Origin of the sequence: Streptomyces sp. NBC_00016 (assembly GCF_045040885.1) — a bacterium.
In the GTDB taxonomy this organism is placed as follows: Bacteria; Actinomycetota; Actinomycetes; order Streptomycetales; family Streptomycetaceae; genus Streptomyces; species Streptomyces coriariae.
The window spans coordinates 5,245,485-5,270,914 of record NZ_CP108304.1; the positions used below are offsets into that span (position 1 = coordinate 5,245,485).

The following is a 25,430-nucleotide window of genomic DNA, read 5'->3' on the forward strand; positions in this document are numbered from 1 at the left end:
CACCACCCGCGGCATCCGTACGGCGGTCAAGGCCTCGTCCGTTCCCACGGGCGGGGCCTTCGTCGTGCCGTCCCACGGTCGCGCAGAGCGGGACGGCACCGGTGTCACAGGCGGCCACTAGGCTCACCGCCATGCCCCCGGCCAGGAAACGCACCCGCGCGTACGACCCCGTCAAGATCCGTGCCGCGGTCACCGCGCAGTTCGCACACGTACGGCGGGCGGTGTCCGGCCTCGGCCCCGAGCAGCTCGCGCTGCCCACGCGGCTGCCGGGCTGGACCGTACGGGACCTGGCCGCGCACGTGACCATGGCGGTGGCGACGGTCGGCCGCAACCTCGACCGGGACGAGCCCCCGAAGGCGGAGCTCACGCTCCTCGAGTGGCCGTTCGCCACCGCTGCCCGGGCCGCGGACATCTCCGACGGCACCCGGGACCTCGCCGCGGCCCACGCCGACCTGAACGCCCTGTTCGCCCGTACCGAGGAGCGCATCGCCGAGGACCTCGCCACCGCCTCCGGGGACCGCCTCCTCGCCACCCGCACCGGCGCGATGACCCTCGCCGACTACCTCGTCACCCGGACGGTCGAACTCGTCGTCCACACCGACGACCTGAACGCCGCCGTCCCCGGCCTGGACATCCCGTACGACCGCCAGGCGCTCGCCGCCGCCACCCGGCTCCTCGCCGACGCCCTCGCCGCCAGGGCGCCCGGTGGCGCGACGGAGGTGCGGATCCCGCCGTACGCCGTCGTGCAGTGTGTCGAGGGCCCCCGGCACACCCGGGGCACCCCGCCCAATGTCGTCGAGACCGACCCGCTGACCTGGATCCGGCTGGCCACGGGCCGGGTGACCTGGCCGGACGCCGTCGAGCAGGCGAAGGTCGCGGCGAGCGGCGAGCGGGCCGACCTCACGGCGCTGCTGCCCCTCATGTCCTGAATCCGACCCCGGGTGGAACCGACCGCCCCACCCGTCCCGTCGAACCGGCATGTACAGGCAGAGGCACAGCCCTACGCACACGTACAAGCAGCGCCTGACGCTGACCGCGGCCGTCCTGCTCATCCCGCTCGCCGCGGCCTGCGGCAGCGAGAAGGCGGACGGTGAGCAGCCCGGCAGCGGGGCGGTGAGCGCCGAGCAGCCCGTCACCGGTGTCCGCTGGAACGTCGACAGCGTCACCGTGGACGGCGCCACCCACCGCGCCCCGGCCGGCGCGCACGTCGAGATCCGCGACGGCAAGGCGGCAGGCAGTTACGGCTGCAACAACTTCACCGCGAAGGCCGCCGTCGAGGGCGACAGCATCCGGTTCAGCGACGCCAGGTCGACCAGGATGGCCTGCGCGGACCAGCCGATGGACTTCGAGCGCACGCTGGCCGGCACCCTCGCCGAGGGAGCCCTGAGCACCGAGGTCGACGGCACCACGCTGACGCTCGCCACGGCCGACGGCGATCAGGTCCTGCTGACCAGGAAATGACCCGCGGGCGGCTCCCCGGCGCCGGGGAGGCGTGCCCGCCGGCCCCGATGGTGTGCGACACCTCACTCGCCCCCGCGGAACGGCTGCTCGGACGGTCGCCCCCGGGGCCCGTCCGGCCATCCAATGGATCACCATATCCGGCCATTGACCTGCGGAAATGAGTCGATCATGGAGGTAGTGGCCGACCGGTGATCGAGTTACCGGCGGGTATCCCCAATTCGGACCAGTGGTCGATCTCGCCTACACTCGGTGGCGTGCCACGTGGTGACGGTCGACTCAGTCATGATCTGCTCCCCGGCGAGAAAGGCCCCCAGGACGCTTGCGGCGTCTTCGGAGTCTGGGCTCCCGGTGAAGAGGTCGCCAAGCTCACTTACTTCGGGCTCTACGCCCTTCAGCATCGAGGTCAGGAATCCGCGGGGATCGCGGTCAGCAACGGCTCCCAGATCCTCGTCTTCAAGGACATGGGCCTCGTGTCCCAGGTCTTCGACGAGACCTCGCTCGGTTCGCTCCAGGGTCATATCGCGGTCGGACACGCCCGCTACTCGACCACCGGGGCCTCCGTGTGGGAGAACGCCCAGCCGACGTTCCGTGCCACCGCGCACGGCTCGATCGCGCTCGGTCACAACGGCAACCTCGTCAACACCGCCCAGCTCGCCGAGATGGTCGCCGACCTGCCCAAGCAGGAAGGCCGCACCCCGCGCGTCGCGGCGACCAACGACACCGACCTGCTCACCGCGCTGCTCGCGGCCCAGGTCGACGAGGACGGCAAGCCGCTGACCATCGAGGAGGCGGCCCACCAGGTCCTTCCGCAGGTCAAGGGCGCCTTCTCGCTCGTCTTCATGGACGAGCACACCCTCTACGCCGGCCGCGACCCGCAGGGCATCCGCCCGCTGGTCCTCGGCCGTCTGGAGCGCGGCTGGGTGGTCGCCTCCGAGTCCGCCGCCCTGGACATCTGCGGCGCCGCCTACGTCCGTGAGATCGAGCCCGGCGAGTTCATCGCCATCGACGAGAACGGACTGCGGACCTCCCGGTTCGCGGAAGCGAAGCCCAAGGGCTGTGTCTTCGAGTACGTGTACCTGGCCCGCCCGGACACCGACATCGCCGGCCGGAACGTGTACCTCTCCCGCGTGGAGATGGGCCGCAAGCTGGCCAAGGAAGCGCCGGTCGACGCCGACCTGGTGATAGCGACCCCGGAGTCCGGCACCCCGGCCGCCATCGGTTACGCGGAGGCCTCCGGCATCCCCTTCGGCGCGGGTCTCGTGAAGAACGCGTACGTCGGCCGGACGTTCATCCAGCCCTCGCAGACCATCCGCCAGCTCGGTATCCGCCTGAAGCTGAACCCGCTGAAGGAAGTCATCAAGGGCAAGCGTCTGGTCGTCGTCGACGACTCGATCGTGCGCGGCAACACCCAGCGGGCCCTCGTCCGCATGCTCCGCGAGGCGGGCGCGGCCGAGGTCCACATCCGGATCTCCTCGCCGCCCGTGAAGTGGCCCTGCTTCTTCGGCATCGACTTCGCCACGCGCGCGGAGCTCATCGCCAACGGCATGACCATCGACGAGATCGGCACCTCCCTGGGCGCCGACTCCCTCTCCTACATCTCCATCGACGGCATGATCGAGGCGACCACCATCGCCAAGCCGAACCTCTGCCGCGCCTGCTTCGACGGCGAGTACCCGATGGAGCTCCCGGACCCCGAGCTGCTCGGCAAGCAGCTCCTGGAGACCGAGCTGGCCGCGGGTCCCGCAGCCACGGCCGCGGCTGACGCCATCCGTCGCCCGTAGCGCCGCAGAGCCCCGTTTCACCAACCCGAAAGATCCCAGGCAATGTCTTCTGTGTCTGATCAGTCCCCTCCGGCCACGGGCAGTGCCTCCGGCGCGTCCTACGCGGCCGCCGGAGTCGACATCGAGGCGGGCGACCGCGCCGTAGAGCTGATGAAGGAGTGGGTGAAGAAGACGCAGCGCCCCGAGGTCCTCGGCGGCCTCGGCGGCTTCGCCGGCCTCTTCGACGCCTCCGCCCTCAAGCGTTTCGAGCGTCCGCTGCTCGCCTCCGCCACGGACGGCGTCGGCACGAAGGTCGACGTCGCGCGCCAGCTCGGTGTGTACGACACCATCGGTCACGACCTGGTCGCCATGGTCATGGACGACATCGTGGTGTGCGGCGCCGAACCGCTGTTCATGACCGACTACATCTGCGTCGGCAAGGTCCACCCCGAGCGGGTCGCCGCCATCGTCAAGGGCATCGCCGAGGGCTGCGTGCTCGCCGGCTGCGCCCTGGTCGGCGGCGAGACGGCCGAGCACCCGGGTCTGCTGGGCGAGGACGACTTCGACGTCGCCGGCGCCGGTACGGGCGTCGTGGAGGCCGACCGGCTGCTCGGCCCGGATCGTATCCGCACGGGTGACACGGTGATCGCCATGGCGGCCTCCGGTCTTCACTCGAACGGATACTCCCTGGTCCGGCACGTCCTGCTGAAGCAGGCCGGGCTGTCCCTGGAGGCGCGGATCGACGACCTCGGCCGCACCCTCGGCGAGGAGCTCCTGGAGCCCACCAAGATCTACTCGCTGGACTGTCTGGCGCTCACCCGCACGACGGACGTGCACGCCTTCTCGCACATCACCGGCGGCGGCCTCGCGGCCAACCTGGCCCGGGTGATCCCGGACGGGCTGCACGCCGTCGTGGAGCGCTCCACCTGGACCCCGGCCCCGATCTTCGACCTGGTCGGCAGGACCGGCTCCGTCGAGCGCCTGGAGCTGGAGAAGACCCTGAACATGGGCGTCGGCATGATGGCGATCGTGCCCGAGGAGTCGACGGACGTGGCCCTGGCGACGCTGGCCGACCGCGGCGTGGAGGCCTGGGTCGCCGGCGAGATCACCGAACGCGGCGAGCACGCGACGGGCGCGGAGCTGGTCGGGGACTACGCCGGCTGAGGACCGGGCGGGCCCGCGACCGGGCAGGCCCATGACCGCGTAGGCAGCACAAGACCCGGTCGGTGACCGAAGTCACCGACCGGGCGGGTGCTCAGTACAAGGTCAAGCGCCGCGACGGTGTTGCGAGGAATCCTCGCCGTCATCCTCGTCGTCGTCCCCGTACAGCTCGGCGTACCGGGCGTACGGGTCGTCGTCTTGCTCATCGTCATCGTCATCGTCCTCGAATGGCTCACCATTCGGCGGAATATTCGATGGCGATGCGCCCAGCTCTTCGGCCAGGCGTGAGAGATCTGTCCCGCCGCTGTTGTACTTCAGCTGGCGGGCGACCTTCGCTTGCTTGGCCTTGGCCCGGCCGCGCCCCATGGCTCGACCCCCTCAACGACGGGGCTCGACGGCCCCAGGTTGACACGCGTTCATGATCCAGGACGGTCTCTCCGTGGAGAGCCCGTCGTAGGGCTCCCACGGTACCTGAGCCCACGCCCGTACGGTACGTCGCCCGTAGCACGCGCGTGTGCGCAGCACCTTTCGGTCGCCCCGTCCTCGCTGGTCAGTGGCGATTTTAACCACTTATCGGCGGCCGACCCGCCGGGAAGAGTGAGAGTTCTCTCCAACTTTCCTCCCGGCGGTACCGCGGAGACCCCCTCAGGGGTCGCCGCAGGGCCCTACGCGAGGGTCACCAGCCGCGCGCCTGGGCGGCCTCGTGCATCCGCTGCTCGGCGATCCGGTCGGCCGCAGCGGCCGGCGGAATCCCGTCCGCCTTCGCACGAGCGAAGATGGCGAGCGTGGTGTCGAAGATCTTCGCGGCCTTCGCCTTGCACCGCTCGAAGTCGAAACCGTGCAGCTCGTCGGCGACCTGGATGACGCCGCCGGCGTTCACCACGTAGTCCGGCGCGTAGAGGATCCCGCGGTCGGCGAGGTCCTTCTCCACCCCCGGGTGGGCGAGCTGGTTGTTGGCCGCGCCACAGACGATCTTCGCCGTCAGTACCGGCACGGAGTCGTCGCTCAGCGCACCGCCGAGCGCGCAGGGCGCGTAGATGTCGAGCCCGTCGATCTCGATCAGGCGCTCGGTGTCGGCGACCACCCCCACCGAGGGGTGCTTGTCGGCGATCCGCTGGACGGCTTCCTGGCGCACATCCGTGATCACGACCCGGGCGCCCTCCGCCAGCAGGTGCTCCACCAGGTGGTGGCCGACCTTGCCGACGCCCGCGATGCCGACCGTGCGGTCCCGCAGCGACGGGTCGCCCCACAGGTGCTGCGCGGAGGCCCGCATGCCCTGGTAGACACCGAAGGCGGTCAGCACGGACGAGTCGCCGGCCCCGCCGTTCTCCGGTGAGCGCCCGGTCGTCCAGCGGCACTCGCGGGCCACGACGTCCATGTCGGCGACGTAGGTGCCGACATCGCAGGCGGTCACGTACCGACCGCCGAGCGAGGCCACGAAACGGCCGTACGCGAGCAGCAGCGCTTCGGTCTTGATCGTGTCGGGATCGCCGATGATCACGGCCTTGCCGCCGCCGTGGTCCAGACCGGCCATGGCGTTCTTGTACGACATCCCGCGCGCGAGGTTCAGCGCGTCGGCGACGGCCTCCGCCTCGGTCGCGTACGGGTAGAAGCGGGTACCGCCGAGGGCCGGGCCCAGAGCGGTGGAGTGGAGGGCGATGACGGCCTTGAGGCCGCTGGCGCGGTCCTGGCAGAGCACGACTTGCTCATGGCCACCCTGGTCCGAGTGGAACAGGGTGTGCAGTACATCAGCAGGTGCGCCGGAAACGTCGGTCACTGTGGTGACTCCCGGGTATCGAGCGGCGGTCGGGACGCAGGCACCGTAAGGGTGGCGGGCCTGATGGACTGAGAGTAGAGCCTGCCCGGCCCGCCGACCTCGCAGTGTCGGGGATCACCTTCTCCCGGAGTACCGCCGTGGGACGATTCGCAGGGTTTCCCGATCGGCCGAAGGGGGAGGGAGCAGGCGTGCCCAAGGTGTCCTCGGTGGTCGTTCCGTACGCGGTCTATCTGCGTGTGTACGAGCCGCTGGCCGCCTTCTCCGAGCCCGAGCGCACCCACTGGGCGCGCTACGCCGGCCGCCCCGAGCTCCCCTCCTACCAGGACGAGCTGCGCCGCTCGCTGGCCGACCTGCTGCCCACCCCGCCGGTCGCGGTGCCCGTGCACGAGAGCGGCGACGCGTTCCTGGCCCAGGTGGACGGGGTGCTCTGTGTCTGCCCCTGGCGCACCCGGCTGCGCGGCTGGCTGGCCCTGGCGGAGCTGGACGACGAGCTGCCCCGGCCGGTCCTGGAGGCGGCACTGCCCGAGGTCGTACGCCTGGAGGCCGCCAAGGACCACGAGCGGTGGCTGGAACGCAACCCCGATGCCCGCCCCTGGATCCGTACCGCCGTCTGGCAGGTGCCCCTGAACTGGTTCGTGCTCGTCTCCGACGAGGAGCGGGAGTACGAGAAGGGGACGGCGGAGGTGGCCCCCGTGCTGCGCTACCGCACCCCGATGGTGCAGGCGCGGCGCAGGGTGGCCCGGTCGCTGCGGACGCTGAAGGACACCATGGACGGCGGGCCGCTCGTCGAAGGCCTGGTGGACGTGGGGCGCTGGCTCGAGGAGTTCCACCCGCGTTCGCTGGTGGAACTGGATTACGGCGGTCTGGTGCACGTGCTGCCGGCCGGTGATCTGGAGGACGATCACTCGGCGAAGGACGTGGCCGAGGGCATCGAGGCACTGCGGGTCGGCGACGGCGTGGCGGCGGGCGAGGCGTACGCCCGGCTCGTGGAGCGGTGGCGTTCCGTACGGGAGCGGCGCTCGGCGAACTGACGGCCGCCGTGGGTCCGCACGGCCGCCGACCTCCCGCGCTTGCTGTGATCTGACGATGTGACAGACGCGACAGCGCTTTCATTAGTGACGTACGTCACGGCCGTGAAGCAGTGGAACAGCGTACGGTCAACCGCACTTCACGGAACTGACGGGACGTAGGTCCCGATCCGGGCTTATGTCGCAAGGGTGATGGAACGCACGTACACGGCCCTTGCGTCGGTTGCCCCTCCTCGTGCCAAAATAGGACAAGGAGTCCGGGGAGGGCTCCGTCCGCCTGCTTATGTTCCACTGTGGGGGGAAATCTCAGCATTGCAGCGCTTTGGGGGGTCTGATGCCTCCTGATCGTCCTGTGACTGATCGTCACAGTGGCGTGACTGTCCGCTATGGCATGGTCCATCGGCTTCCGTCGCCGATGAACACCTGGGGGGCAATTCCATCGGTTTGGCCGACGCGGCTGGACGGATGGTGTAGTTGTAGTGCCGAGGACAAGCCGTTCGTCCTATAACCGACTCGACTCGCGTCCGCCATTTCGGGCAACGCGGGTCAAGGTGCAGAATTTAGAGGAAAGAACCGAGAAGGTTCGGTTCTCCCGAGGAGGCCGCTCATGACCGCTCGCACCCCTGATGCTGAGCCGCTGCTGACCCCGGCTGAGGTCGCCACCATGTTCCGCGTCGACCCCAAGACGGTCACGCGGTGGGCGAAGGCCGGCAAGCTCACATCGATTCGTACGCTCGGCGGACATCGCCGTTATCGCGAGGCCGAGGTCCGCGCACTGCTTGCGGGTATCCCGCAGCAGCGCAGCGAGGCCTGAACAAGTGAATAACCGGGCAACACGTCAGGTCCCCCAACCTGTTCGGACGCCCGAAACCTAGCTACAAGCGACGTGGGTCCTGCCCCAACAGGCCCCTCGCCCACTGGGAACGTCGTCGATCGCGCTGGACTCCGCCGGGTCCAGCGCGATCTTTTTTGTGCGCTTGAGACAGCTTGAGGGCGCTCGGCGGGTCGTATCAGGTGGCTCTGTGAGCGGCCTTGTCGGAGTCTGAGGAGGCTCTGGGAGGGTTCCGGGGGGCATCCTCCGGAGTGGTGCAATTGCACATATAAAATTGACCAGTTGTAGGAGCCTGGTAAGAACCCGGGTTTTCAAAACTCATGCCGTGACACCCGTCACATGCCAGGAGCCTTGTTGCCTCTGGCTCATGTGCGCTAGAGGAGGCTCGCGGTCCAGCTCCCCACGCGGGTACGGCCGTTGACGGACGCGAGTGCGGGCGCCGGCGCGGCCGGAGGCCATGAGGGCGCCGGATCACGCCGTCGAGGGAGTCTCGCCCTCCACGGCCCCTCCAGAGGCCTCCGGGCCCCGTGGGGCGACGTCCATGGCCAGCCGCAGCAGGCGGTGGCAGATCGGGCAGTGGCGGGTCAGATGCCGGTAGGGGGTCGCGGCCGACAGGTGCGCGCGAAGCAGTGCCCGCGTCTCGTGCCTGACCGATGCCGCCATGCCCCACCTCCGTCGGGGCCACGCGAGAACGGGCCCTGGCTTCTGGGGTACCGGCGGAAGCCGACGGCGTCAAGGGAGCGGCCGAGGGAGCGGCGGACAACGCAGAGAGCCCGGATCCGAAGATCCGGGCTCTCTGTCACTCTTTCACTGCGGTCCTGACGGGATTTGAACCCGCGGCCTCCACCTTGACAGGGTGGCGAGCACTCCAAACTGCTCCACAGGACCAGGTTTTGCGGCACTTGATGTTGCGTTGCGCTGCGAGAAGGACTGTACAGGAGGGTGAGCCCGGTGGTCGAACTCACCCTCCGTGCGGGAGCCGTTACGGCGCCAGCGCGTCGATCGCCTTCACGATCCGCTTGTCGGAGACCGCGTACGCCGTGCCCAGCGCGTGGGCGAAATAGCTGACCCGGAGCTCCTCGATCATCCAGCGGACGTCCAGGACCTGCTGGGGAACCGGCCGGCCCTGCGGCAGCTGCTCCAGCAGCCACGCGTACTCGTCCTGCATCTCGTGGACCTTCTCCATGCGGCTGGTGTCCCGCTGGACGCCGGTCGGCATCTGCTGGAGCCGCCGGTCCGCGGCCACCAGGTAGCGCATGAGGTCGGGCAGGCGGCGCAGCCCCGCCCAGGTCACGAAGCCGGGCTTCACGAGGGCGTCCAGCTGTTTGCGCACGTCCGCCAGGTTCGCGAGCAGCACGGGGCTGCGTACGCCCTTCAGACGGCGCTCACAGGCCTGCCAGGCGGCCAGGACCTGCTGCACCTGCCCGACCGTCCGCACCGTCGTGTCGACGATCTCCGCGCGCACCTTGTCGTAGAGCTTCCGGTACGACTCCTCGTCCCAGGCCGGACCGCCGAAGTCGGCGATCAGCCGGTCCGCCGCCGCCATCGCGCAGTCGTCGAACAGCGCCTGGATCGAACCGTGCGGATTCGCGGACAGCGCGAGCTTCTGGGCGTTCGTCAGCTTCTCGGATGCGAACTTTGCCGGATTGACCGGGATGGTGCGCAGGATCAACCGGCGCGTGCCCTTCCACATCGCCTCCGCCTGCTCCGCCTCCGTGTCGAAGAGGCGCACGGACACGGTGTCGCCGTCGTCGACGAGCGCCGGATACGCCTTCACCGGCTGGCCCGCGCGGCGGGTCTCGAAGACGCGGGCGAGCGAGCCGATCGTCCAGTCCGTCAGACCCGAACGCTCCAGGGACTCGCCGCCCTGCCGTTCGGCGGTGGCCGCGGCCGCCTGCGAGATGGCCTGCCTCGCCTTCGGTCTCAGCCGGAGCTTCAGGGTCTCGAGATCCTTGTCCTCGGCCAGGTTGCGGCGCCGCTCGTCGACGATCCGGAAGGTGATCCTCAGATGGTCGGGGAGCCGCGACCAGTCGAAGTCGTCGGCCTCGAACGGGACGCCGACCATGCGCTTCAGCTCACGCGCCATGGTCGTCGTGAGCGGCTCCTGAAGGGGCACCGCCCGGTCCAGGAAACGCTTCGCGAAGTTCGGCGCGGGTACGTAGTGGCGGCGGATCGGCTTGGGGAGGGAACGGATCAGCTCCGTGACGACCTCCTCGCGCAGACCCGGGATCTGCCAGTCGAAGCCCTCGTCCGTGACCTGGTTGAGGACATGGAGCGGGATGTGGACGGTCACGCCGTCCGCGTCCGCGCCCGGCTCGAACTGGTACGTCACCCGGAACTTCAGCTGGCCCTGCCGCCAGGAGTCCGGATAGTCGGCCTTGGTGACGGCCTCCGCCGACTCCCGGATGAGCATCTCCCGCTCGAAGTCCAGGTGATCGGGCTGCTCGTGCCGCTTGTGCTTCCACCACGAGTCGAAGTGCGCGCCGGACACGACGTGTTCGGGCACCCGCTGGTCGTAGAAGTCGAACAGCGTCTCGTCGTCCACCACGATGTCCCGGCGCCGGGCACGGTGCTCCAGCTCCTCGACCTCGCTGAGGAGCCGGCGGTTGTCGGCGAAGAACTTGTGGTGCGTGCGCCAGTCGCCCTCGACCAGCGCGTTGCGGATGAACAGGTCGCGGGAGGTCTCCGGGTCGATCCGCCCGTAGTTGACCTTCCGCTGGGCGATGATCGGGACGCCGTACAGCGTGACCTTCTCGTCCGCCATGACGGCCGCCTGGTCCTTCTCCCAGCGCGGCTCGCTGTACGTCCGCTTGAGCAGGTGGCCGGCGAGCGGCTCGACCCACTCCGGCTCGATCTTCGCGTTGACCCGGGCCCACAGACGGCTCGTCTCCACCAGCTCGGCGGACATCACGAAGCGCGGCTGCTTCTTGAAGAGGGCCGAACCCGGGAAGATCGCGAACTTGGCGCTCCGCGCACCCAGGTACTCGTTCTTGTTGCCGTCCTTCACGTCCTTCATGCCGATGTGCGAGAGCAGCCCGGCGAGGAGCGAGACATGGACGCTCTGCTCGGGCGCGTCCTCCTCGTTCAGATGGATCCCCATCTGCTTGGCGACCGTGCGGAGCTGCGAGTAGATGTCCTGCCACTCACGGATGCGCAGGAAGTTCAGGTACTCCTGCTTGCACATACGCCGGAAGGAGGAGGAGCCGCGTTCCTTCTGCTGCTCGCGCACGTACCGCCACAGGTTGAGATAGGCGAGGAAGTCGCTGGTCTCGTCCTTGAAGCGGGCATGCTGCTGATCGGCCTGGGTCTGCTTGTCGGCCGGGCGCTCGCGCGGGTCCTGGATGGACAGCGCTGCGGCTATCACCATGACCTCGCGGACACAGCCGTTCTTGTCGGCCTCCAGGACCATCCGCGCGAGGCGCGGGTCGACGGGCAGCTGGGCCAGCTTGCGGCCGGTCTGGGTGAGCCGCCGGCGGGGGTCCTTCTCGGCCGGGTCCAGCGCGTTCAGCTCCTGGAGCAGCTGCACGCCGTCGCGGATGTTGCGGTGGTCCGGCGGGTCGATGAAGGGGAACTTCTCGATGTCGCCGAGGCCCGCCGCGGTCATCTGGAGGATGACGCTGGCCAGGTTCGTACGGAGGATCTCGGCGTCCGTGAACTCCGGGCGGGCGAGGAAGTCGTCCTCGTCGTACAGCCGGATGCAGATGCCGTCACTCGTCCGGCCGCAGCGGCCCTTGCGCTGGTTGGCGCTGGCCTGCGAGATCGGCTCGATGGGCAGGCGCTGGACCTTGGTGCGGTGGCTGTAGCGGCTGATGCGGGCGAAGCCGGGATCGATGACGTACTTGATGCCCGGCACGGTCAGGGACGTCTCGGCCACGTTCGTCGCCAGAACGATCCTGCGGCCCGTGTGCTGCTGGAAGACCCGGTGCTGCTCGGCGTGCGAGAGCCGGGCATAGAGGGGCAGCACTTCCGTGAAGCGGTACTTCTTCTTCTCCAGCGCGTCGGCCGTGTCCCGGATCTCCCGCTCACCGGAGAGGAAGACGAGGATGTCGCCCTTCCCTTCGGACTGGAGCTCCTCGACGGCATCGCAGATCGCGGTGATCTGGTCGCGGTCGGCGTCGTCGGAGTCCTCTTCGAGGAGCGGCCGGTAGCGGACCTCCACCGGGTACGTCCGCCCGCTGACCTCGACGATCGGGGCTTCGCCGAAGTGCCGGGAGAAACGCTCCGGGTCGATGGTCGCGGAGGTGATGACGACCTTGAGATCCGGGCGGCGGGGGAGCAGCTGGGCGAGATAGCCCAGCAGGAAGTCGATGTTGAGGGACCGCTCGTGGGCCTCGTCGATGATGATCGTGTCGTACGCGCGCAGCTCGCGGTCGGTCTGGATCTCAGCGAGGAGGATGCCGTCCGTCATCAGCTTCACGAAGGTGGCGTCCGGGTTCACCTGGTCGGTGAACCGCACCTTCCAGCCGACGGCCTCGCCGAGCGGTGTCCTGAGTTCCTCGGCGACCCGCTCGGCCACGGTGCGGGCGGCGATCCGACGGGGCTGCGTGTGCCCGATCATGCCGCGGACGCCGCGCCCCAGTTCGAGACAGATCTTGGGGATCTGCGTGGTCTTGCCGGACCCGGTCTCACCGGCGACGATGACGACCTGGTGATCACGGATGGCGGCCGCGATCTCGTCCTTCCTCTGGCTGACCGGAAGCTGCTCGGGGTACGAGACGGCGGGCACCCGGCCGCGCCGCAGGACCATCCGCTCCTCGACCTGTGCGACCTCCGCCTCGATCTCGGTGAGGACGGCGGCACGGGCCTCCGGCTTGCGGATCCTGCGCGCGCCTTCGAGCCTGCGCCCGAGCCGGTGCGCGTCGCGCAGGGACAGCTCGGTCAGGCGGTGGGCGAGGTCGCCGAGGGCGGGAGTGCCCGGAGCGGAGGCGCCGGGAGTGGGGTGCGTAGACATACGCGATCCAGGATCTCATCTCGGCGAAAGAAGGGGCGAGTGCTTTTGGGCCCGCCCCGTCCGACGCGCAACGACAAAGACCCCCTCCGGGCGACCGGAGGGGGTCTTCGTTCTTGTGGCTGGGGCCGGGGTCGAACCGGCGACCTATCGCTTTTCAGGCGATCGCTCGTACCAACTGAGCTACCCAGCCACGAGGTTTCAGTGAAACCTCAGCGGTCCTGACGGGATTTGAACCCGCGGCCTCCACCTTGACAGGGTGGCGAGCACTCCAAACTGCTCCACAGGACCAAGCTGTTGTGTACGACAGTGTCGCACACGGTGTTGCGTGCCCCCAACGGGATTCGAACCCGTGCTACCGCCTTGAAAGGGCGGCGTCCTAGGCCGCTAGACGATGAGGGCTATCGGCCCGCCTGGGCGCTTCTCAGCGCGTCGGGGACGTCATGAGCATATGGGATGGCGGGGGGTATCGCCAAAACGGTTTACGGGGCCGTCCTGGAGGGGGTTCCGGAGGGACTCACGGACGGGCTGAGCGGCGGGCTGGGGGAGGGAGTCGGAGAGGGGCTCGGGGACGGTGCGGCTCCGGGCAGGTTCTCCTTCGGGAGGTGGCGGCTGACCTCGGCCGTCGTCAGACCCAGGCCGCCGAGTTTGATCTCGTCCCAGGCCTGGAGGCGGCGGGTGTCGCGGTCGAAGTAGAGGATCGACGCCTCGATGGGGTCCGGGTACTTGCCCTCGACGGCACGCAGGCCGCTGCCGCCGGTGGAGCCCTCGACGCGCAGCCGTGTGCCCTTCTTCATGACCTCCATGTCCTCGTGGTGGAGATGCCCGGCCAGGACGAGGGGCACCTCGCCGTCCGTGCCCCGGGCGGCGGAGGGCTCGTGGGCGATGGCCACGTCCGCCGGGGTGCCGGCGTCCCGCTGGGCGCGCAGGGCCTGGGCCAGCCGGGCGCCCGCCTCCTCCTGGGACTCCTCGGCGCCCGGCGCGGAGGAGCGGTCGGGGGTGAACTGGGGGTCGCCGATGCCGGCGAAGCGCAGCCCGGAGAGGGTGACCGCGCGGCCGTCGTCGAGGACGTGCACGTTCTTCATGCCCTCCAGGTAGCGCTGGGTGACGAGCGAGTCGTGGTTGCCCCTGACCCAGACGTAGGGCGCGCCGAGCGTGGCGATGGGGTCCAGGAAGCCGTTCTCCGCGGCCGAGCCGTGGTCCATCGTGTCGCCGGAGTCGACGATCACATTGACCTTGTACTGCTCCACGAGCGAGGCGATGATCTTCCAGCTCGCGGGGTTCAGGTGGATGTCGGACACGTGCAGGACGCGGACGGTGGTCGGGTCCGGCTGGAAGGCGGGGAGCGTGGAGGTGACGTCGTAGAGCTTGGTCACGTTGGTGACCAGGCGGGCGAGTTCCTGCTGGTAGACGTCGAACTCGGTGACGATGCTGCGGGCGTTGCCGACGAGCGAGGGCGCGGAGGACAGCAGGCCCGAGAACCGCGGCTCCAGCACCGACTTGGGGTTCCAGGTGGCGTACGCGGTCGCGCCCGAGGCGGCCAGCAGGGTGAGGGCCAGACCGCCGGCGGCGAGGGCGCGGCGGGGGCGGCGGTAGACGGCGAGGCCGAGGGCGGTGGCGCCGGAGACCACGGCGACGCAGGAGCGGAGCGCGAGGTCGAGAGTGCCGTGCTCGATGTCACGGGCGACCTCGTCCTGGAGGCCGGAGAGGCGTTCGGGGTGGTCGACGAGGGCCTGGGAGCGCTCGGGGTCTAGCTGGTCCACGTTCACGTCGAGGCGGACCGGGGCGATGTGGCTGTCCAGGCTGAGCGCGCCCAGCGGGGAGATGTTGATCTTCGTGCCGCCGGTGACGGACGGGCGCAGGGTCATGGTCGTGTTCATGGGGCCGACGGACACGCGGACGTCCCCGACGATCAGCAGGCCGAGCCAGGCGCCGACGACGACGACGGCGGTCAGGCCGAGAGCGCGGATCCAGGGGTTGGGCCGGGCGGCGAGTTCGGGGACCGGGTTCCCGCTCCGGGCGGGCTTGCGGCGCTTCAGGACTGCGGTGGGGAGACGGGCTCGGACCATTGGTGCCCTATGCCCCGGTCCGGGCGTTGGTATGCGGACGGTTCGCGACCTCCCCCCGGCCGCGTCGTACCGGACAATGGGGCCTGTGCTGGAGATGACGCGTGAGGAGTTCGAGGAACTGGTCGCCGAGGCGCTGGACCGGATTCCGCCGGAGTTGACGCGACTGATGGACAACGTCGCGGTGTTCGTCGAGGACGAACCGGCGGCGGACGATCCCGAGCTGCTCGGGCTGTACGAGGGGACGCCGCTGACGGACCGCGGGGAGTGGTACGCCGGTGTGCTGCCGGACCGGATCACGATCTACCGGGGGCCGACACTGCGGATGTGCGGGACGCGGGAGGAGGTCGTCGCCGAGACGGAGGTCACGGTGGTGCACGAGATCGCCCACCACTTCGGTATCGACGACACACGGCTGCACGCCCTCGGCTACGGCTGAGCCGTCCGGCAGAGGGGCGCGCGTCGGCGCGTGTCTTCTTGCGGGCGCCGGGAGTTGGGCACGTCGACTCCTTACGCCTGCCCCGGAGGTGGCCCCGTGCGCCCCTTGTACGTACCCGTTCGTCTGGCCGCGACGGTCATGGCCGTCGCCGCGGCCGCCGGCTGCATGAGCGTGGGGCACGAGGGGGGCGGCCGGGCCAAGCCGTCGCACTCGGCGGGGCAGCGGGGCGGTGAGGCTCCCGGCGGGGTCTCGGCGGGCTCCGGGGGCGGCTTCGGGATGGGTGCGGCGGGCGGCGACGGCAAGCACGGGCACGGGAAGGGCGGCAAGGGCGGAGCGAGCGCCTCGGCGTCGGCCCCGGCCCCGCCGTCGGCGGGCCGGAGCGCGCCGGCCTCGGCGGGGGCGGTGCGGCCGGGGACGAGCGAGCAGCCGGGGGTGCCGACGCCCACCGGGGCACAGCCGCCCGCGCCCACGCGCTCGCCGGACCCGGAGCCGCCCGCGCCCACGCCGGAGCCGCCGTCCCCCACGCCGGAGCCGACGGTCGCCGAGCCGTCGGCCTCGGCGCACGAGGACGACGGGGGCACGGCGGCGCAGCTGGCGGACCGGGAGCCGGCGCCGGAGGCGGGCTCGCCCGCCTAGACCGGCTACTCCGCCCGGACCGGCTGCTCCGCCCGGACCGCCGGCTGCTCCGCCCGGACCGGCTGCTCCGTCTCGGCCTGTCGTTCGTCTCGGCCTGTCGTCCGTCCCGCGCGGTCGTCCTTCTCGGACAGTCGTTCGCCTCGGTCGGGCGCGCTGGGCCGGGCAGGTCGTCCGTCTCGGGAGGGTCCGTCGCGCAGGTCCTCTCCTCGGGCCCGAGGAGGCCGCTGAGCTGCGGTGATGAGGCTCGGTTTGCCTTCGGTGGTCAGGGTGCTTATAGTGGTAGATCGTTTGATCCCATTTGCCCGGCGCCACCGCAGAGCGCGCCGTGTGGCGCGTACTCTCCCTTGCCGTGGCTGACCGCATAGAGGCGGTCGTAGTGCAATGCGAACACGGAGTTGACGGGCGCGTGCCGACTTGAGACTCCGGAAGGTTTCGCATTCGCATGTCCATTTCCAGTACTGATCACTCCGTCGTGCCCGAGAACAACGACGAGCCGATCAACCTCGAGGCGATCGAGGTCGCGGAGACCGTCGGGGCCGCAGAGGCCATCGCCGAGGCCGTCGAGGCCATCGTCGAGACGCCCGAGGCCCCGAAGACCCCCGAACTCACCTTCGCCGACCTCGGGCTCCCCGAGGGCGTCGTGCGCAAGCTCGCGCAGAACGGCGTGACCAGCCCCTTCCCGATCCAGGCCGCGACCATCCCGGACGCCCTGGCCGGCAAGGACATCCTCGGCCGCGGCCGCACCGGCTCCGGCAAGACCCTCTCGTTCGGTCTGCCGCTGCTGGCGTCGCTGTCCGGCGGCCACACCGACAAGAAGAAGCCCCGCGGCATCATCCTCACGCCGACGCGTGAGCTCGCGATGCAGGTCGCGGACGCGCTTCAGCCGTACGGCGACGTCCTCGGCCTGAAGATGAAGGTCGTCTGCGGCGGTACGTCGATGAGCAACCAGATGTACGCCCTGGAGCGCGGCGTCGACGTCCTCGTCGCCACCCCGGGCCGCCTGCGTGACCTCATCAACCGTGGCGCCTGCTCGCTCGAGAACGTCCAGGTCGCAGTCCTCGACGAGGCCGACCAGATGTCCGACCTGGGCTTCCTGCCCGAGGTCACCGAGCTGCTCGACCAGATCCCCGGCGGCGGCCAGCGCATGCTGTTCTCGGCCACGATGGAGAACGAGATCTCCACGCTGGTCAAGCGCTACCTGAGCAACCCCGTCACGCACGAGGTCGACAGTGCCCAGGGCAACGTCACGACCATGTCGCACCACATCCTGATCGTGAAGCCCAAGGACAAGGCGCCGGTCACCGCCGCGATCGCCTCCCGCAAGGGCCGCACCATCATCTTCGTCCGCACCCAGCTCGGCGCCGACCGTATCGCCGAGCAGCTGCGCGACTCCGGTGTGAAGGCGGACGCGCTGCACGGCGGCATGACCCAGGGCGCGCGGACCCGCACGCTGGCCGACTTCAAGGACGGCTACGTCAACGCGCTCGTCGCGACCGACGTCGCCGCCCGCGGTATCCACGTCGACGGCATCGACCTGGTGCTCAACGTGGACCCGGCCGGCGACCACAAGGACTACCTGCACCGCGCGGGCCGCACCGCGCGGGCCGGCCGTACCGGCACGGTCGTCTCCCTCTCGCTGCCGCACCAGCGTCGTCAGATCTTCCGTCTGATGGAGGACGCGGGCGTCGACGCCGGGCGTCACATCATCCAGGGCGGCGCCGCCTTCGAGCCGGAGGTCGCCGAGATCACCGGCGCCCGTTCGATGACGGAGGTCCAGGCCGAGTCCGCGGGCAACGCGGCGCAGCAGGCCGAGCGTGAGGTCTCCCAGCTCAGCAAGGAGCTGGAGCGTGCGCAGCGGCGCGCGACCGAGCTGCGCGAGGAGGCCGACCGTCTGGTGGCCCGCGTGGCGCGCGAGCGCGGCGAGGACCCGGAGGCGGCTGTCGTCGCGGCCGCCGAGGCGGTCGTCGAGCAGAACACCGTGGCGGAGGCGCCGGCCGAGGCCGCGGTCTCCGAGCAGCCCGCGTACGAGCAGCCGCGTCAGCGCCGTGACGAGCGGGGCAACTACGAGCGCCGTGACGACCGTGGCGGCCGTTCCTTCGAGCGTCGCGACAACGACCGTGGCGGCTTCAACCGTGACGACCGCGGTGGCTTCAACCGTGACCGTCGTGACGGCGACCGTGGCGGGTTCCGCCGCGACGACCGCCGTGACGACCGCGGTGGCCGTTCCTTCGAGCGTCGTGACGACCGCGGTGGCTTCAACCGCGACCGCCGTGACGACCGTGGCGGCGCCGGCCGTGACGACCGTGGCGGCCGTTCCTTCGAGCGTCGTGACGAGCGTCCCGCGGGCGGTTTCAACCGTGACCGTCGCGACGACCGCCGTGACGACCGTCGTGACGAGCGCCCCTCCGGCGGCTTCCGCCGTGACGAGCGTCCCGCGGGCGGCTTCAACCGTGACCGTCGTGACGAGCGTCCCTCCGGTGGCTTCCGCCGCGACGACCGTCAGTCGGGCGGCTTCAACCGCGACCGTCGTGACGACCGTCCGTCCACCCACCGTGGCAGCGACCGTCCGTTCAACCGTGACCGTCGCGACGACCGCCCGGGCTTCCGCTCCGGCGGCCACGACCGCCCGTTCGGCCGCCGTGACGACCACCGCGGCACCGGCTCCGGCTCCGGCTCCGGCACGACCGGCCGTCGCGACGACAAGCCGCGCTGGAAGCGCAACGGCTGACGTCGGCTCAGTTGAGTGAACGCCGTGGCCCCCACCGAACATCGGTGGGGGCCACGGCGTTTTCCGTCTCCAGTAAGTCTCCAGTAACCCCTTTCTCCGGGGCTGTGAAGTGACTGTAGGATCAGCCGACTTGTGAGACGGATGTGAAGGCCGGGGGGCCGGGGACCGTGGAAGCCGAGAGGCGTCCGGTCCCGTCCGTCTCCGTTCCCGGGGAGGGACCTTCTTGACTCGTCATGGCTCCGCACGTCTGCGTCTCGTCGCCGCCTCCGCCGTCCTGGCGGCCGGACTGACCCCGCTCCTGCCGTCCACGGCGGTCGCGGACACCCCGCAGGAGACGGTGGTGCCGGCCGCGTTGCGCAGCACGTACACCGAGGGCGCGCTGTTCGGAGGATGGAGGCCCTACGGAGAGGCCGAGGCCGGCAGCCAGGGCGTGTTCCACACCCTGGAGGGCTCAGGGCTGGTCTGGACGCGGTACTCGGACGGCACGTCCACCAAGGTCGTCAAGCCGACCGGGTACCGCACGTGGGGGGTGGCCGGCGGTGACACGCTCGCCTACTACTACCGCGGCGACGGCACCCCCGATCGGGTCCAGCTGTGGAACGCGGCCGACGGCACCACCCGTACCGTCCAGGCGCCGTCCGAGGACACCGTGGTGATCGCCGCCTACGCCGACCTGGCGGTCGCGGAGACGCAGGTGGCCGACAGCACCACGGAGGGACGGGAGAAACACCTGCTGCTCCCGGACGCCGACGGCACCACTCGTGACATACCGGTCACCGGACTCCCCGAGGGCACGCGGCTGGGGAATCCGCTGGGCGGGAACGCGGACGCGGTGTTCTTCGGGGCGGTGAAGGACGGGAAGTCCGTGGCCGTCCAGGTCGACCGCGGGACCGGACAGGTCACCGGGTGGACCCCGCCGCTCCCCGAGGGCTACGCCAAGGCGAAGGTGAGCGACGAGCACCTGGTCCTGTACGGCCTCGGCGTCCCGGTCGTCCTGGTGTACGACACAGCCGACCTGTCCGCCGGACCGGTCGAGGTCACACCGGGCGGCCCCGGTGCCGTGAACTCGGGGCAGGACCTCGCCGTCGTGGGCGACTGGATCGTCCACCAGCCCAGCGTCAACGGGCCGGTGACCGCCACGCCTCTCGCGGGTGGTCCCACCGTCACGTTGCTGGCCTCGTCGTTCGCGGGCATGGCCAACGTCGCCGACGGTACCGCCGTCGTCGTGGGCCGCACCTCCGCCGCCACCGACGACTGGGGCGTCCAGCGCATCAAGCCCGGCCCCGACGGCGCTCCGGTCGTCACCAGTGTCAAGGCGCTGCCCAAACCGACGTTGAAGATCCAGGGCCTCTCCCTGAGCAACGGGAACCTGGTCGCCGCGGACTACCTGAACATCGACTCCCGGGAAGTCACCGCCCGGACCGTCGCCGCGACCGGCACCCCGACCTTCGGCGCGAGCGCCCGGTGGAACTTCTGGTTCGCGGGCTGCGCTGACGCCGACATCGACTGCGCCGCATTCCAGCCCACCGGCGACGGCCGGATCGCCTGGGTCGGGCACGGGTCGGACTACGACGGGATCAGAGTCGACGGGCCCGGCGACGACTCCGACTCCTGGGCGCGCTTCAATCTGCCGAAGGGCGGCCGCCTCACGGACGTCTCCGGCCGGTTCGTGATCTACACGAGTGCCACCCAGCAGTACGTCTTCCGCATCGGCGGCACCGGTATCGCGACCGTCACCCGCACCCCCGGGGCCGCCGCCCTTTCCGGCGACACCCTGTGGACCCCGGGCGCGGCCCCGGGAACCCTGGCGGCGTACGACCTCACGGCCGGAAAGACCACGGAAACAGTCACCACCGACGCCGGCTGCACCCCGACCGATCTCGAGGCACTGGGACGCTGGATCTACTGGACCTGCGACGGGCGCGCGGGCGTCTACGACCGTACGGCGCACAAGTCCGTTCCGGTCCCGGCCGACGAGGCGGCGCTCGGCGACGGTTACGTCGTCACGCACGACAAGCAGGCCGGGAAGCTGGTCCTCACCACGGTGGCCGACGGCATCCCCGCGAGCCGGGTCATCGGTGATCTGCCCGACACGGGCGTCTCACAGCGCGGCCTGCGCTGGACCGTGGACAGGTCCGGGGCGAACGCGGCCTACGTCGATGCCCAGGAGCGGGTGCACCTGGTGCCCTCGGGCGTACCGCAGCAGCCGCTGCGGCAGCTGGAGCCCGCCCAGAGCGTTACCCAGACCTCTCTCGGCACCAACACCCTCACGACGGTGCTGCTGTCGAAACCGGCCGCGGGCTGGGACCTGGACGTGCGCAGCAAGGCGACGGGCAAGCACGTCGGCGGCACCGACGGCGGGGCGGTGCGCGGTGCGTTGAAGGTCAACTGGAACGCCACCGACTCGTCCGGGGTGAAGCCTCTTCCCAACGGCTTCTACGACTGGACGGTGACCGTCAGCCCCGCCGACGGCGTCGGCGCGCCCCTCCAGGTACGGGGCACGCTTCGGACGGTGAACGGCAGCGCCGTGTTCCACGACTACGTGGGGCCGGCGACGAAGCCGGACGGTGCGGGCGACCTGCTGACCATGCCCACCTCGGGCACGCTGACCTACCAGCAGGGCACGGGCCAGGGCACGTTCTCCGGCCAGGTCAGCGGCAGCGGCTGGCCCACCGGTATCAAGGCGGTGCCGATCGGCGACCTGAGCGGCGACCGGTGCAACGACGTGCTCGTGCGGCTCAGCAGCGGGGCGCTGCGGCTGTACCGGACGGGCTGCGGCGGCGCGGTACGGCCGACATCGCCGTACACCACGCTGGGCACCAGCGGCTGGACCCAGTTCGACATCCTGACCTCGCCGGGTGACGTCACGAAGGACGGCCGCCCCGACCTGATCGCCCGCAACCCGTCGAACGGCAGGGTCTACCTCTACAAGGGGACGGCCGCCGGGAAGCTGGCGGCGCCGGTGAAGCTCTACGACAACTGGAAGACGTACAAGAAGATCATCGGCGTCGGCGACCTCAACGGTGACGGCATCGGTGATCTGATCGCCCAGGACACGTCGAACAACCTGTACCGCTACATCGGCAAGGGCAACGGCACCTTCTCGGCGCGCGTGAAGCTGTTCGCGAACTGGGGGGCTTCGTACAACGCGGTCGCCGGGGCCGGGGACATCACGGGGGACGGGAAGGCGGACCTCGTGGTGCGCGACACCGCGGGCGGCCTGTACCGGCTGCCCGGCACCGGGACGGGCACGTTCGGGGCTCGGGTCAAGATCGGCGCCGGCTGGCAGAACTACAAGGGCATTTTCTAGCCAAGTTGTGACGTGTGTCACGCCCCCGGCAGGGGAATTGCTGGGGGCATGACAGATGACGGCACAGCGGGCCGGCCGGCTCCCGGGAAACTCTCGGACGAAGAGCGGCTGGCCGAACTCGGCTACACCCAGGTCCTCGCCCGCCGCATGTCGGCGTTCTCCAACTACGCGGTCTCCTTCACGATCATCTCGGTCCTGTCGGGCTGCCTGACGCTGTATCTGTTCGGCATGAACACGGGCGGCCCGGCGGTGATCACCTGGGGCTGGGTCGCCGTGGGGTTGATGACCCTGTTCGTCGGCCTGTCCATGGCCGAGATCTGTTCGGCGTACCCGACGTCGGCGGGTCTGTACTTCTGGGCCCACCGGCTGGCGCCTCCGCGATCGGCGGCGGCCTGGGCCTGGTTCACGGGCTGGTTCAACGTGCTGGGCCAGGTGGCGGTGACGGCGGGCATCGACTTCGGCGCCGCATCCTTCCTCGGCGCCTATCTGAACCTCCAGTTCGACTTCGAGGTGACGCCCGGCCGGACGGTCCTGCTGTTCGCCGGGATCCTGGTGCTGCACGGACTGCTGAACACCTTCGGGGTGCGGATCGTCGCCCTCCTCAACAGCGTGAGCGTGTGGTGGCACGTGCTGGGCGTGGGCGTCATCGTCGGAGCGCTGGCCTTCGTCCCCGACAAGCACCAGTCGACGTCCTTCGTGTTCGGCGAGTTCGTCAACAACACCGGCTGGGGCAGCGGGGTCTACGTCGTCGCGCTCGGCCTGCTGATGGCCCAGTACACCTTCACCGGGTACGACGCCTCCGCCCACATGACCGAGGAGACGCACGACGCGTCGACGGCCGGCCCCAAGGGGATCGTGCAGTCCATCTGGACCTCGTGGATCGCGGGCTTCGTGCTGCTGCTCGGCTTCACGTACGCGATCCAGTCCTACGACGCCGCGCTCGCCTCCCCGACCGGCGCGCCGCCCGCCCAGATCCTGCTCGACGCGCTCGGCGCGACCGCCGGCAAGCTGCTGCTGCTCGTGGTGATCGGCGCCCAGCTGTTCTGCGGGATGGCGTCGGTGACCGCCAACAGCCGCATGATCTACGCCTTCTCGAGGGACGGGGCGCTGCCGTACTCGCACATCTGGCACACGGTCAGCCCGCGCACCCGCACGCCCGTCGCGGCGGTCTGGCTGGCGGCCGGCGGCGCGTTGCTGCTGGGCCTGCCCTACCTGATCAACGTGACCGCGTACGCGGCCGTCACCTCGATCGCCGTCATCGGCCTCTACATCGCGTACGTCATACCGACCCTGCTGCGCCTGCGCAAGGGCGAGGCCTTCGCGCGGGGACCGTGGCACCTGGGCCGCTGGTCGAAGGCGATCGGCGTGGTGTCGGTGGCGTGGGTGGCCGTCATCACCGTCCTGTTCATGCTGCCCCAGGTCTCCCCGGTCACCTGGGAGACCTTCAACTACGCCCCGGTCGCCGTCCTCGTCGTGCTGGGCTTCGCGGGGGTGTGGTGGCAGGTCTCCGCCCGCAACTGGTTCCTGAATCCCGAACACGAACGGACCATCGCCCGCGAGGCGTCACGGGCGGCGGCACCCGCCGAACTGCCCGAGCAGTGACCGATCTCGATCGCTTCGCGTCGTCCGGCGCGCCCGTGTCTCCGATACCCGATCGGAGACACGGCCGCGTCCGGCTATGCTCGGGGAGGCAACATCGCCTGGGCCCTTAGCTCAATTGGCAGAGCAGTGGACTTTTAATCCATTGGTTGTGGGTTCGAGTCCCACAGGGCCTACCGGCGGCGAGGCGGGGGACATCCCCTTCCGGCCTGTGGTGCGGCGCTCGGGTCGACTTCGGTCGACCCGGGCGCCGCTTCCGTTTCCGGGCCGGTGCGTGAGCGCGGGTGCCGTGCCGCGTCGCGTTGTTCTCGGCTCGGCTCGGCTCGGCGGCGGGTCGGTCGGTCAGTGGTCGGAGTAGCTGAAGTCCCCGATGGTCCAGGCGCTGACGTCCTCGATCGCCACGCGGTACATCCCGCCCGTCTCGGGGATCCCCACCGTGCCCTGGAGGATCCGGGCGACATGGAAGTGCAGATGCGTGGGCGGGCCGTCCTTCTTCGCGGGGGTGTCGAAGACGGCGGAGAACTCTCCCAGGTGGGCGGAGTCCGTCAGCACCTCCGACACCCTCTGCCGCCAGGTGGCTTCGGGAGCCAGTCGACCGGTGATGACGGCACCACCGGTGACCACGGTCAGGGGCATCTGATTGCTCTGCTCGGACTCCACAAGGGCGGCGATGTCAACGATCAGCTCGTCAGGCTTCGGCATGAGATCGGATTCTATGCACCGACCCGCCCGAGACGCGCCCGCGGGGATACCGGTGCCGCGGTCGGCGCAGCGCCGGGGCGGGCGGGCGGGCGGCGGTGCGATGCGTCGGGGTCAGTAGGCGGCAAGCGAGATGGCGACGTAGTGGGAGGCGAAGGCTGCCACGGTCAGGGTGTGGAACACCTCGTGGAAGCCGAACCAGCGGGGGGAGGGGTCGGGACGGCGGACGGCGTAGACCACCGCACCCGCGCTGTAGAGGAGACCGCCGGCCACCACCAGGGCGAGTACGGCCGCTCCGCCGGCGTGCAGGAAGTCGGGCAGGTAACTCACCGGTGCCCAGCCCAGGGCCAGGTAGCAGGGTGTGTACAGCCAGCGGGGGGCCGAGACCCACAGGACGCGGAAGGCGATGCCGGCCAGCGCGCCCGCCCAGACGATCCACAGCAGCAGGGCCCGCTGGTCCGAGGGCACGAGAAGCACGGCCAGCGGGGTGCAGGTGCCGGCGATGATCAGGAAGATGTTGGCGTGGTCGAGGCGACGCAGAACGGCCTCGCCCAGCGGCCCCCAGGTGCCCAGGTGGTAGACGGCGCTCGTCCCGAACAGCAGCCAGGCGGTGACGGCGTACACGGCGCAGGCCAGGGTCGCTTCAGGGGTCCCGGCCAGGCAGATCAGGACGATGCCGGCGCTCAGTGAGGCGGGGACCATCGCGGCGTGGAGCCAGCCACGCAGCTTCGGTTTGATCGGCTCGACCAGTTCGGCCGCCCGCTCCACCAGGTCGGTGACGGGGTGCGGGTTCTCCCCGGCGTCGTTTCCACCGGCGTCGTTTCCGCCGTCCACGTCGTTTCCGCCGTCCACGTCGTCGCGGGACACGACTTCCCGTCCTGTCCCGGACCTCTGGGCATCATCGGCAACCATTCGATCATGCTAGAAGCCCGCAGGGGCCCCAGATGCCACCTGGACCTGCGGGTCTTTCGAGCTCAAACGAGCGG

At 70.2% G+C, this 25,430-nt stretch carries 18 protein-coding genes and 5 tRNA genes; 12 read left to right on the forward strand and 11 right to left on the reverse strand.

Going from position 1 to position 25,430, the window contains the following annotated elements:
* The first annotated feature begins 131 nt into the window (after window positions 1–131).
* From OG933_RS23275 to purM, 4 genes are all read left to right on the forward strand, one after another.
* Window positions 132–929 carry a sterol carrier family protein gene (locus OG933_RS23275; RefSeq protein ID WP_405628772.1) on the forward strand — a complete coding sequence of 266 codons (798 nt, stop codon included), beginning with the start codon at window positions 132–134 and terminating at the stop codon, window positions 927–929.
* A 49-nt stretch (window positions 930–978) separates the two neighbouring features.
* Window positions 979–1,461: an META domain-containing protein gene (locus OG933_RS23280; protein ID WP_405628774.1), complete on the forward strand. Its 483-nt coding sequence runs from the start codon at window positions 979–981 to the stop codon at window positions 1,459–1,461.
* A gap of 254 nt (window positions 1,462–1,715) precedes the next feature.
* Complete coding sequence (gene purF, locus OG933_RS23285; protein ID WP_028807077.1) at window positions 1,716–3,242, forward strand: amidophosphoribosyltransferase; 1,527 nt, start codon at window positions 1,716–1,718, stop codon at window positions 3,240–3,242.
* 51 nt (window positions 3,243–3,293) lie between these two features.
* The gene (purM, locus tag OG933_RS23290) at window positions 3,294–4,385 is read left to right on the forward strand and encodes a phosphoribosylformylglycinamidine cyclo-ligase (protein WP_405628776.1); all 1,092 of its coding nucleotides are present in this window, start codon (window positions 3,294–3,296) and stop codon (window positions 4,383–4,385) included.
* Between the two features lie 102 nt (window positions 4,386–4,487).
* On the opposite strand, the gene OG933_RS23295 is transcribed toward purM, so the two are convergent.
* Together OG933_RS23295 and OG933_RS23300 are read right to left on the reverse strand one after the other, a co-directional pair.
* On the reverse strand, window positions 4,488–4,748 hold the full coding sequence (locus tag OG933_RS23295; protein ID WP_020131270.1) for a DUF3073 domain-containing protein: 261 nt from the start codon (window positions 4,746–4,748) through the stop codon (window positions 4,488–4,490).
* A 310-nt stretch (window positions 4,749–5,058) separates the two neighbouring features.
* The gene (locus tag OG933_RS23300; protein ID WP_362268078.1) at window positions 5,059–6,159 is read right to left on the reverse strand and encodes a Glu/Leu/Phe/Val dehydrogenase dimerization domain-containing protein; all 1,101 of its coding nucleotides are present in this window, start codon (window positions 6,157–6,159) and stop codon (window positions 5,059–5,061) included.
* A 188-nt stretch (window positions 6,160–6,347) separates the two neighbouring features.
* On the opposite strand from OG933_RS23300, the gene OG933_RS23305 reads away from it, so the two are divergent.
* Together OG933_RS23305 and bldC are read left to right on the forward strand one after the other, a co-directional pair.
* The gene (locus tag OG933_RS23305) at window positions 6,348–7,190 is read left to right on the forward strand and encodes a hypothetical protein (RefSeq protein WP_405628777.1); all 843 of its coding nucleotides are present in this window, start codon (window positions 6,348–6,350) and stop codon (window positions 7,188–7,190) included.
* A 604-nt stretch (window positions 7,191–7,794) separates the two neighbouring features.
* Complete coding sequence (gene bldC / locus OG933_RS23310) at window positions 7,795–8,001, forward strand: developmental transcriptional regulator BldC (protein ID WP_003949541.1); 207 nt, start codon at window positions 7,795–7,797, stop codon at window positions 7,999–8,001.
* 489 nt (window positions 8,002–8,490) lie between these two features.
* On the opposite strand, the gene OG933_RS23315 is transcribed toward bldC, so the two are convergent.
* The 7 genes from OG933_RS23315 to OG933_RS23345 all read right to left on the reverse strand — a co-directional run bounded on the left by OG933_RS23315 (window position 8,491) and on the right by OG933_RS23345 (window position 15,036).
* On the reverse strand, window positions 8,491–8,682 hold the full coding sequence (locus OG933_RS23315; RefSeq protein ID WP_405628778.1) for a DUF6274 family protein: 192 nt from the start codon (window positions 8,680–8,682) through the stop codon (window positions 8,491–8,493).
* A 150-nt stretch (window positions 8,683–8,832) separates the two neighbouring features.
* Window positions 8,833–8,907: transfer RNA gene (locus OG933_RS23320), tRNA-Asp, on the reverse strand.
* 94 nt (window positions 8,908–9,001) lie between these two features.
* Entirely contained in the window at window positions 9,002–12,970 is a 3,969-nt protein-coding gene (hrpA, locus tag OG933_RS23325) for an ATP-dependent RNA helicase HrpA (RefSeq protein ID WP_362530191.1), read from the reverse strand.
* Window positions 12,971–13,086: 116 nt separating this feature from the next.
* A tRNA-Phe gene (locus OG933_RS23330) sits at window positions 13,087–13,160 on the reverse strand.
* 23 nt (window positions 13,161–13,183) lie between these two features.
* Window positions 13,184–13,258 (reverse strand) — tRNA-Asp (locus OG933_RS23335).
* A gap of 38 nt (window positions 13,259–13,296) precedes the next feature.
* Window positions 13,297–13,369 (reverse strand) — tRNA-Glu (locus OG933_RS23340).
* Between the two features lie 80 nt (window positions 13,370–13,449).
* A complete protein-coding gene (locus tag OG933_RS23345; protein ID WP_362530194.1) occupies window positions 13,450–15,036 on the reverse strand; it encodes a metallophosphoesterase in 1,587 nt (528 codons plus the stop codon).
* 85 nt (window positions 15,037–15,121) lie between these two features.
* Between OG933_RS23345 and OG933_RS23350 the strand changes: the two genes are divergently transcribed.
* The 6 genes from OG933_RS23350 (at window position 15,122) to OG933_RS23375 (ending at window position 23,921) form a co-directional block, all read left to right on the forward strand.
* Complete coding sequence (locus OG933_RS23350) at window positions 15,122–15,472, forward strand: metallopeptidase family protein (RefSeq protein WP_020131264.1); 351 nt, start codon at window positions 15,122–15,124, stop codon at window positions 15,470–15,472.
* Between the two features lie 96 nt (window positions 15,473–15,568).
* Window positions 15,569–16,108, forward strand: a complete 540-nt coding sequence (locus OG933_RS23355; RefSeq protein WP_405628780.1) for a hypothetical protein — start codon at window positions 15,569–15,571, stop codon at window positions 16,106–16,108.
* Window positions 16,109–16,550: 442 nt separating this feature from the next.
* Window positions 16,551–18,836: a DEAD/DEAH box helicase gene (locus OG933_RS23360; protein WP_362530203.1), complete on the forward strand. Its 2,286-nt coding sequence runs from the start codon at window positions 16,551–16,553 to the stop codon at window positions 18,834–18,836.
* Window positions 18,837–19,059: 223 nt separating this feature from the next.
* Window positions 19,060–22,146 carry an FG-GAP repeat domain-containing protein gene (locus OG933_RS23365; RefSeq protein WP_405628782.1) on the forward strand — a complete coding sequence of 1,029 codons (3,087 nt, stop codon included), beginning with the start codon at window positions 19,060–19,062 and terminating at the stop codon, window positions 22,144–22,146.
* A 48-nt stretch (window positions 22,147–22,194) separates the two neighbouring features.
* Entirely contained in the window at window positions 22,195–23,748 is a 1,554-nt protein-coding gene (locus OG933_RS23370) for an amino acid permease (RefSeq protein ID WP_405628784.1), read from the forward strand.
* Between the two features lie 100 nt (window positions 23,749–23,848).
* Window positions 23,849–23,921: transfer RNA gene (locus OG933_RS23375), tRNA-Lys, on the forward strand.
* 166 nt (window positions 23,922–24,087) lie between these two features.
* On the opposite strand, the gene OG933_RS23380 is transcribed toward OG933_RS23375, so the two are convergent.
* Together OG933_RS23380 and OG933_RS23385 are read right to left on the reverse strand one after the other, a co-directional pair.
* The gene (locus OG933_RS23380) at window positions 24,088–24,447 is read right to left on the reverse strand and encodes a hypothetical protein (protein ID WP_020131259.1); all 360 of its coding nucleotides are present in this window, start codon (window positions 24,445–24,447) and stop codon (window positions 24,088–24,090) included.
* 111 nt (window positions 24,448–24,558) lie between these two features.
* The gene (locus tag OG933_RS23385) at window positions 24,559–25,311 is read right to left on the reverse strand and encodes a hemolysin III family protein (protein WP_405628785.1); all 753 of its coding nucleotides are present in this window, start codon (window positions 25,309–25,311) and stop codon (window positions 24,559–24,561) included.
* Window positions 25,312–25,430 lie beyond the last annotated feature (119 nt).

Coding starts and splice junctions, on each gene's coding strand:
- OG933_RS23275 (WP_405628772.1), top strand. CDS start 132: ATGCCCCCGGCCAGGAAACGCACCCGCGCGTACGACCCCGTCAAGATC.
- OG933_RS23280 (WP_405628774.1), top strand. CDS start 979: ATGTACAGGCAGAGGCACAGCCCTACGCACACGTACAAGCAGCGCCTG.
- OG933_RS23295 (WP_020131270.1), bottom strand. CDS start 4,748: ATGGGGCGCGGCCGGGCCAAGGCCAAGCAAGCGAAGGTCGCCCGCCAG.
- bldC (WP_003949541.1), top strand. CDS start 7,795: ATGACCGCTCGCACCCCTGATGCTGAGCCGCTGCTGACCCCGGCTGAG.
- OG933_RS23315 (WP_405628778.1), bottom strand. CDS start 8,682: ATGGCGGCATCGGTCAGGCACGAGACGCGGGCACTGCTTCGCGCGCAC.
- hrpA (WP_362530191.1), bottom strand. CDS start 12,970: ATGTCTACGCACCCCACTCCCGGCGCCTCCGCTCCGGGCACTCCCGCC.
- OG933_RS23345 (WP_362530194.1), bottom strand. CDS start 15,036: ATGGTCCGAGCCCGTCTCCCCACCGCAGTCCTGAAGCGCCGCAAGCCC.
- OG933_RS23360 (WP_362530203.1), top strand. CDS start 16,551: ATGTCCATTTCCAGTACTGATCACTCCGTCGTGCCCGAGAACAACGAC.
- OG933_RS23370 (WP_405628784.1), top strand. CDS start 22,195: ATGACAGATGACGGCACAGCGGGCCGGCCGGCTCCCGGGAAACTCTCG.
- OG933_RS23380 (WP_020131259.1), bottom strand. CDS start 24,447: ATGCCGAAGCCTGACGAGCTGATCGTTGACATCGCCGCCCTTGTGGAG.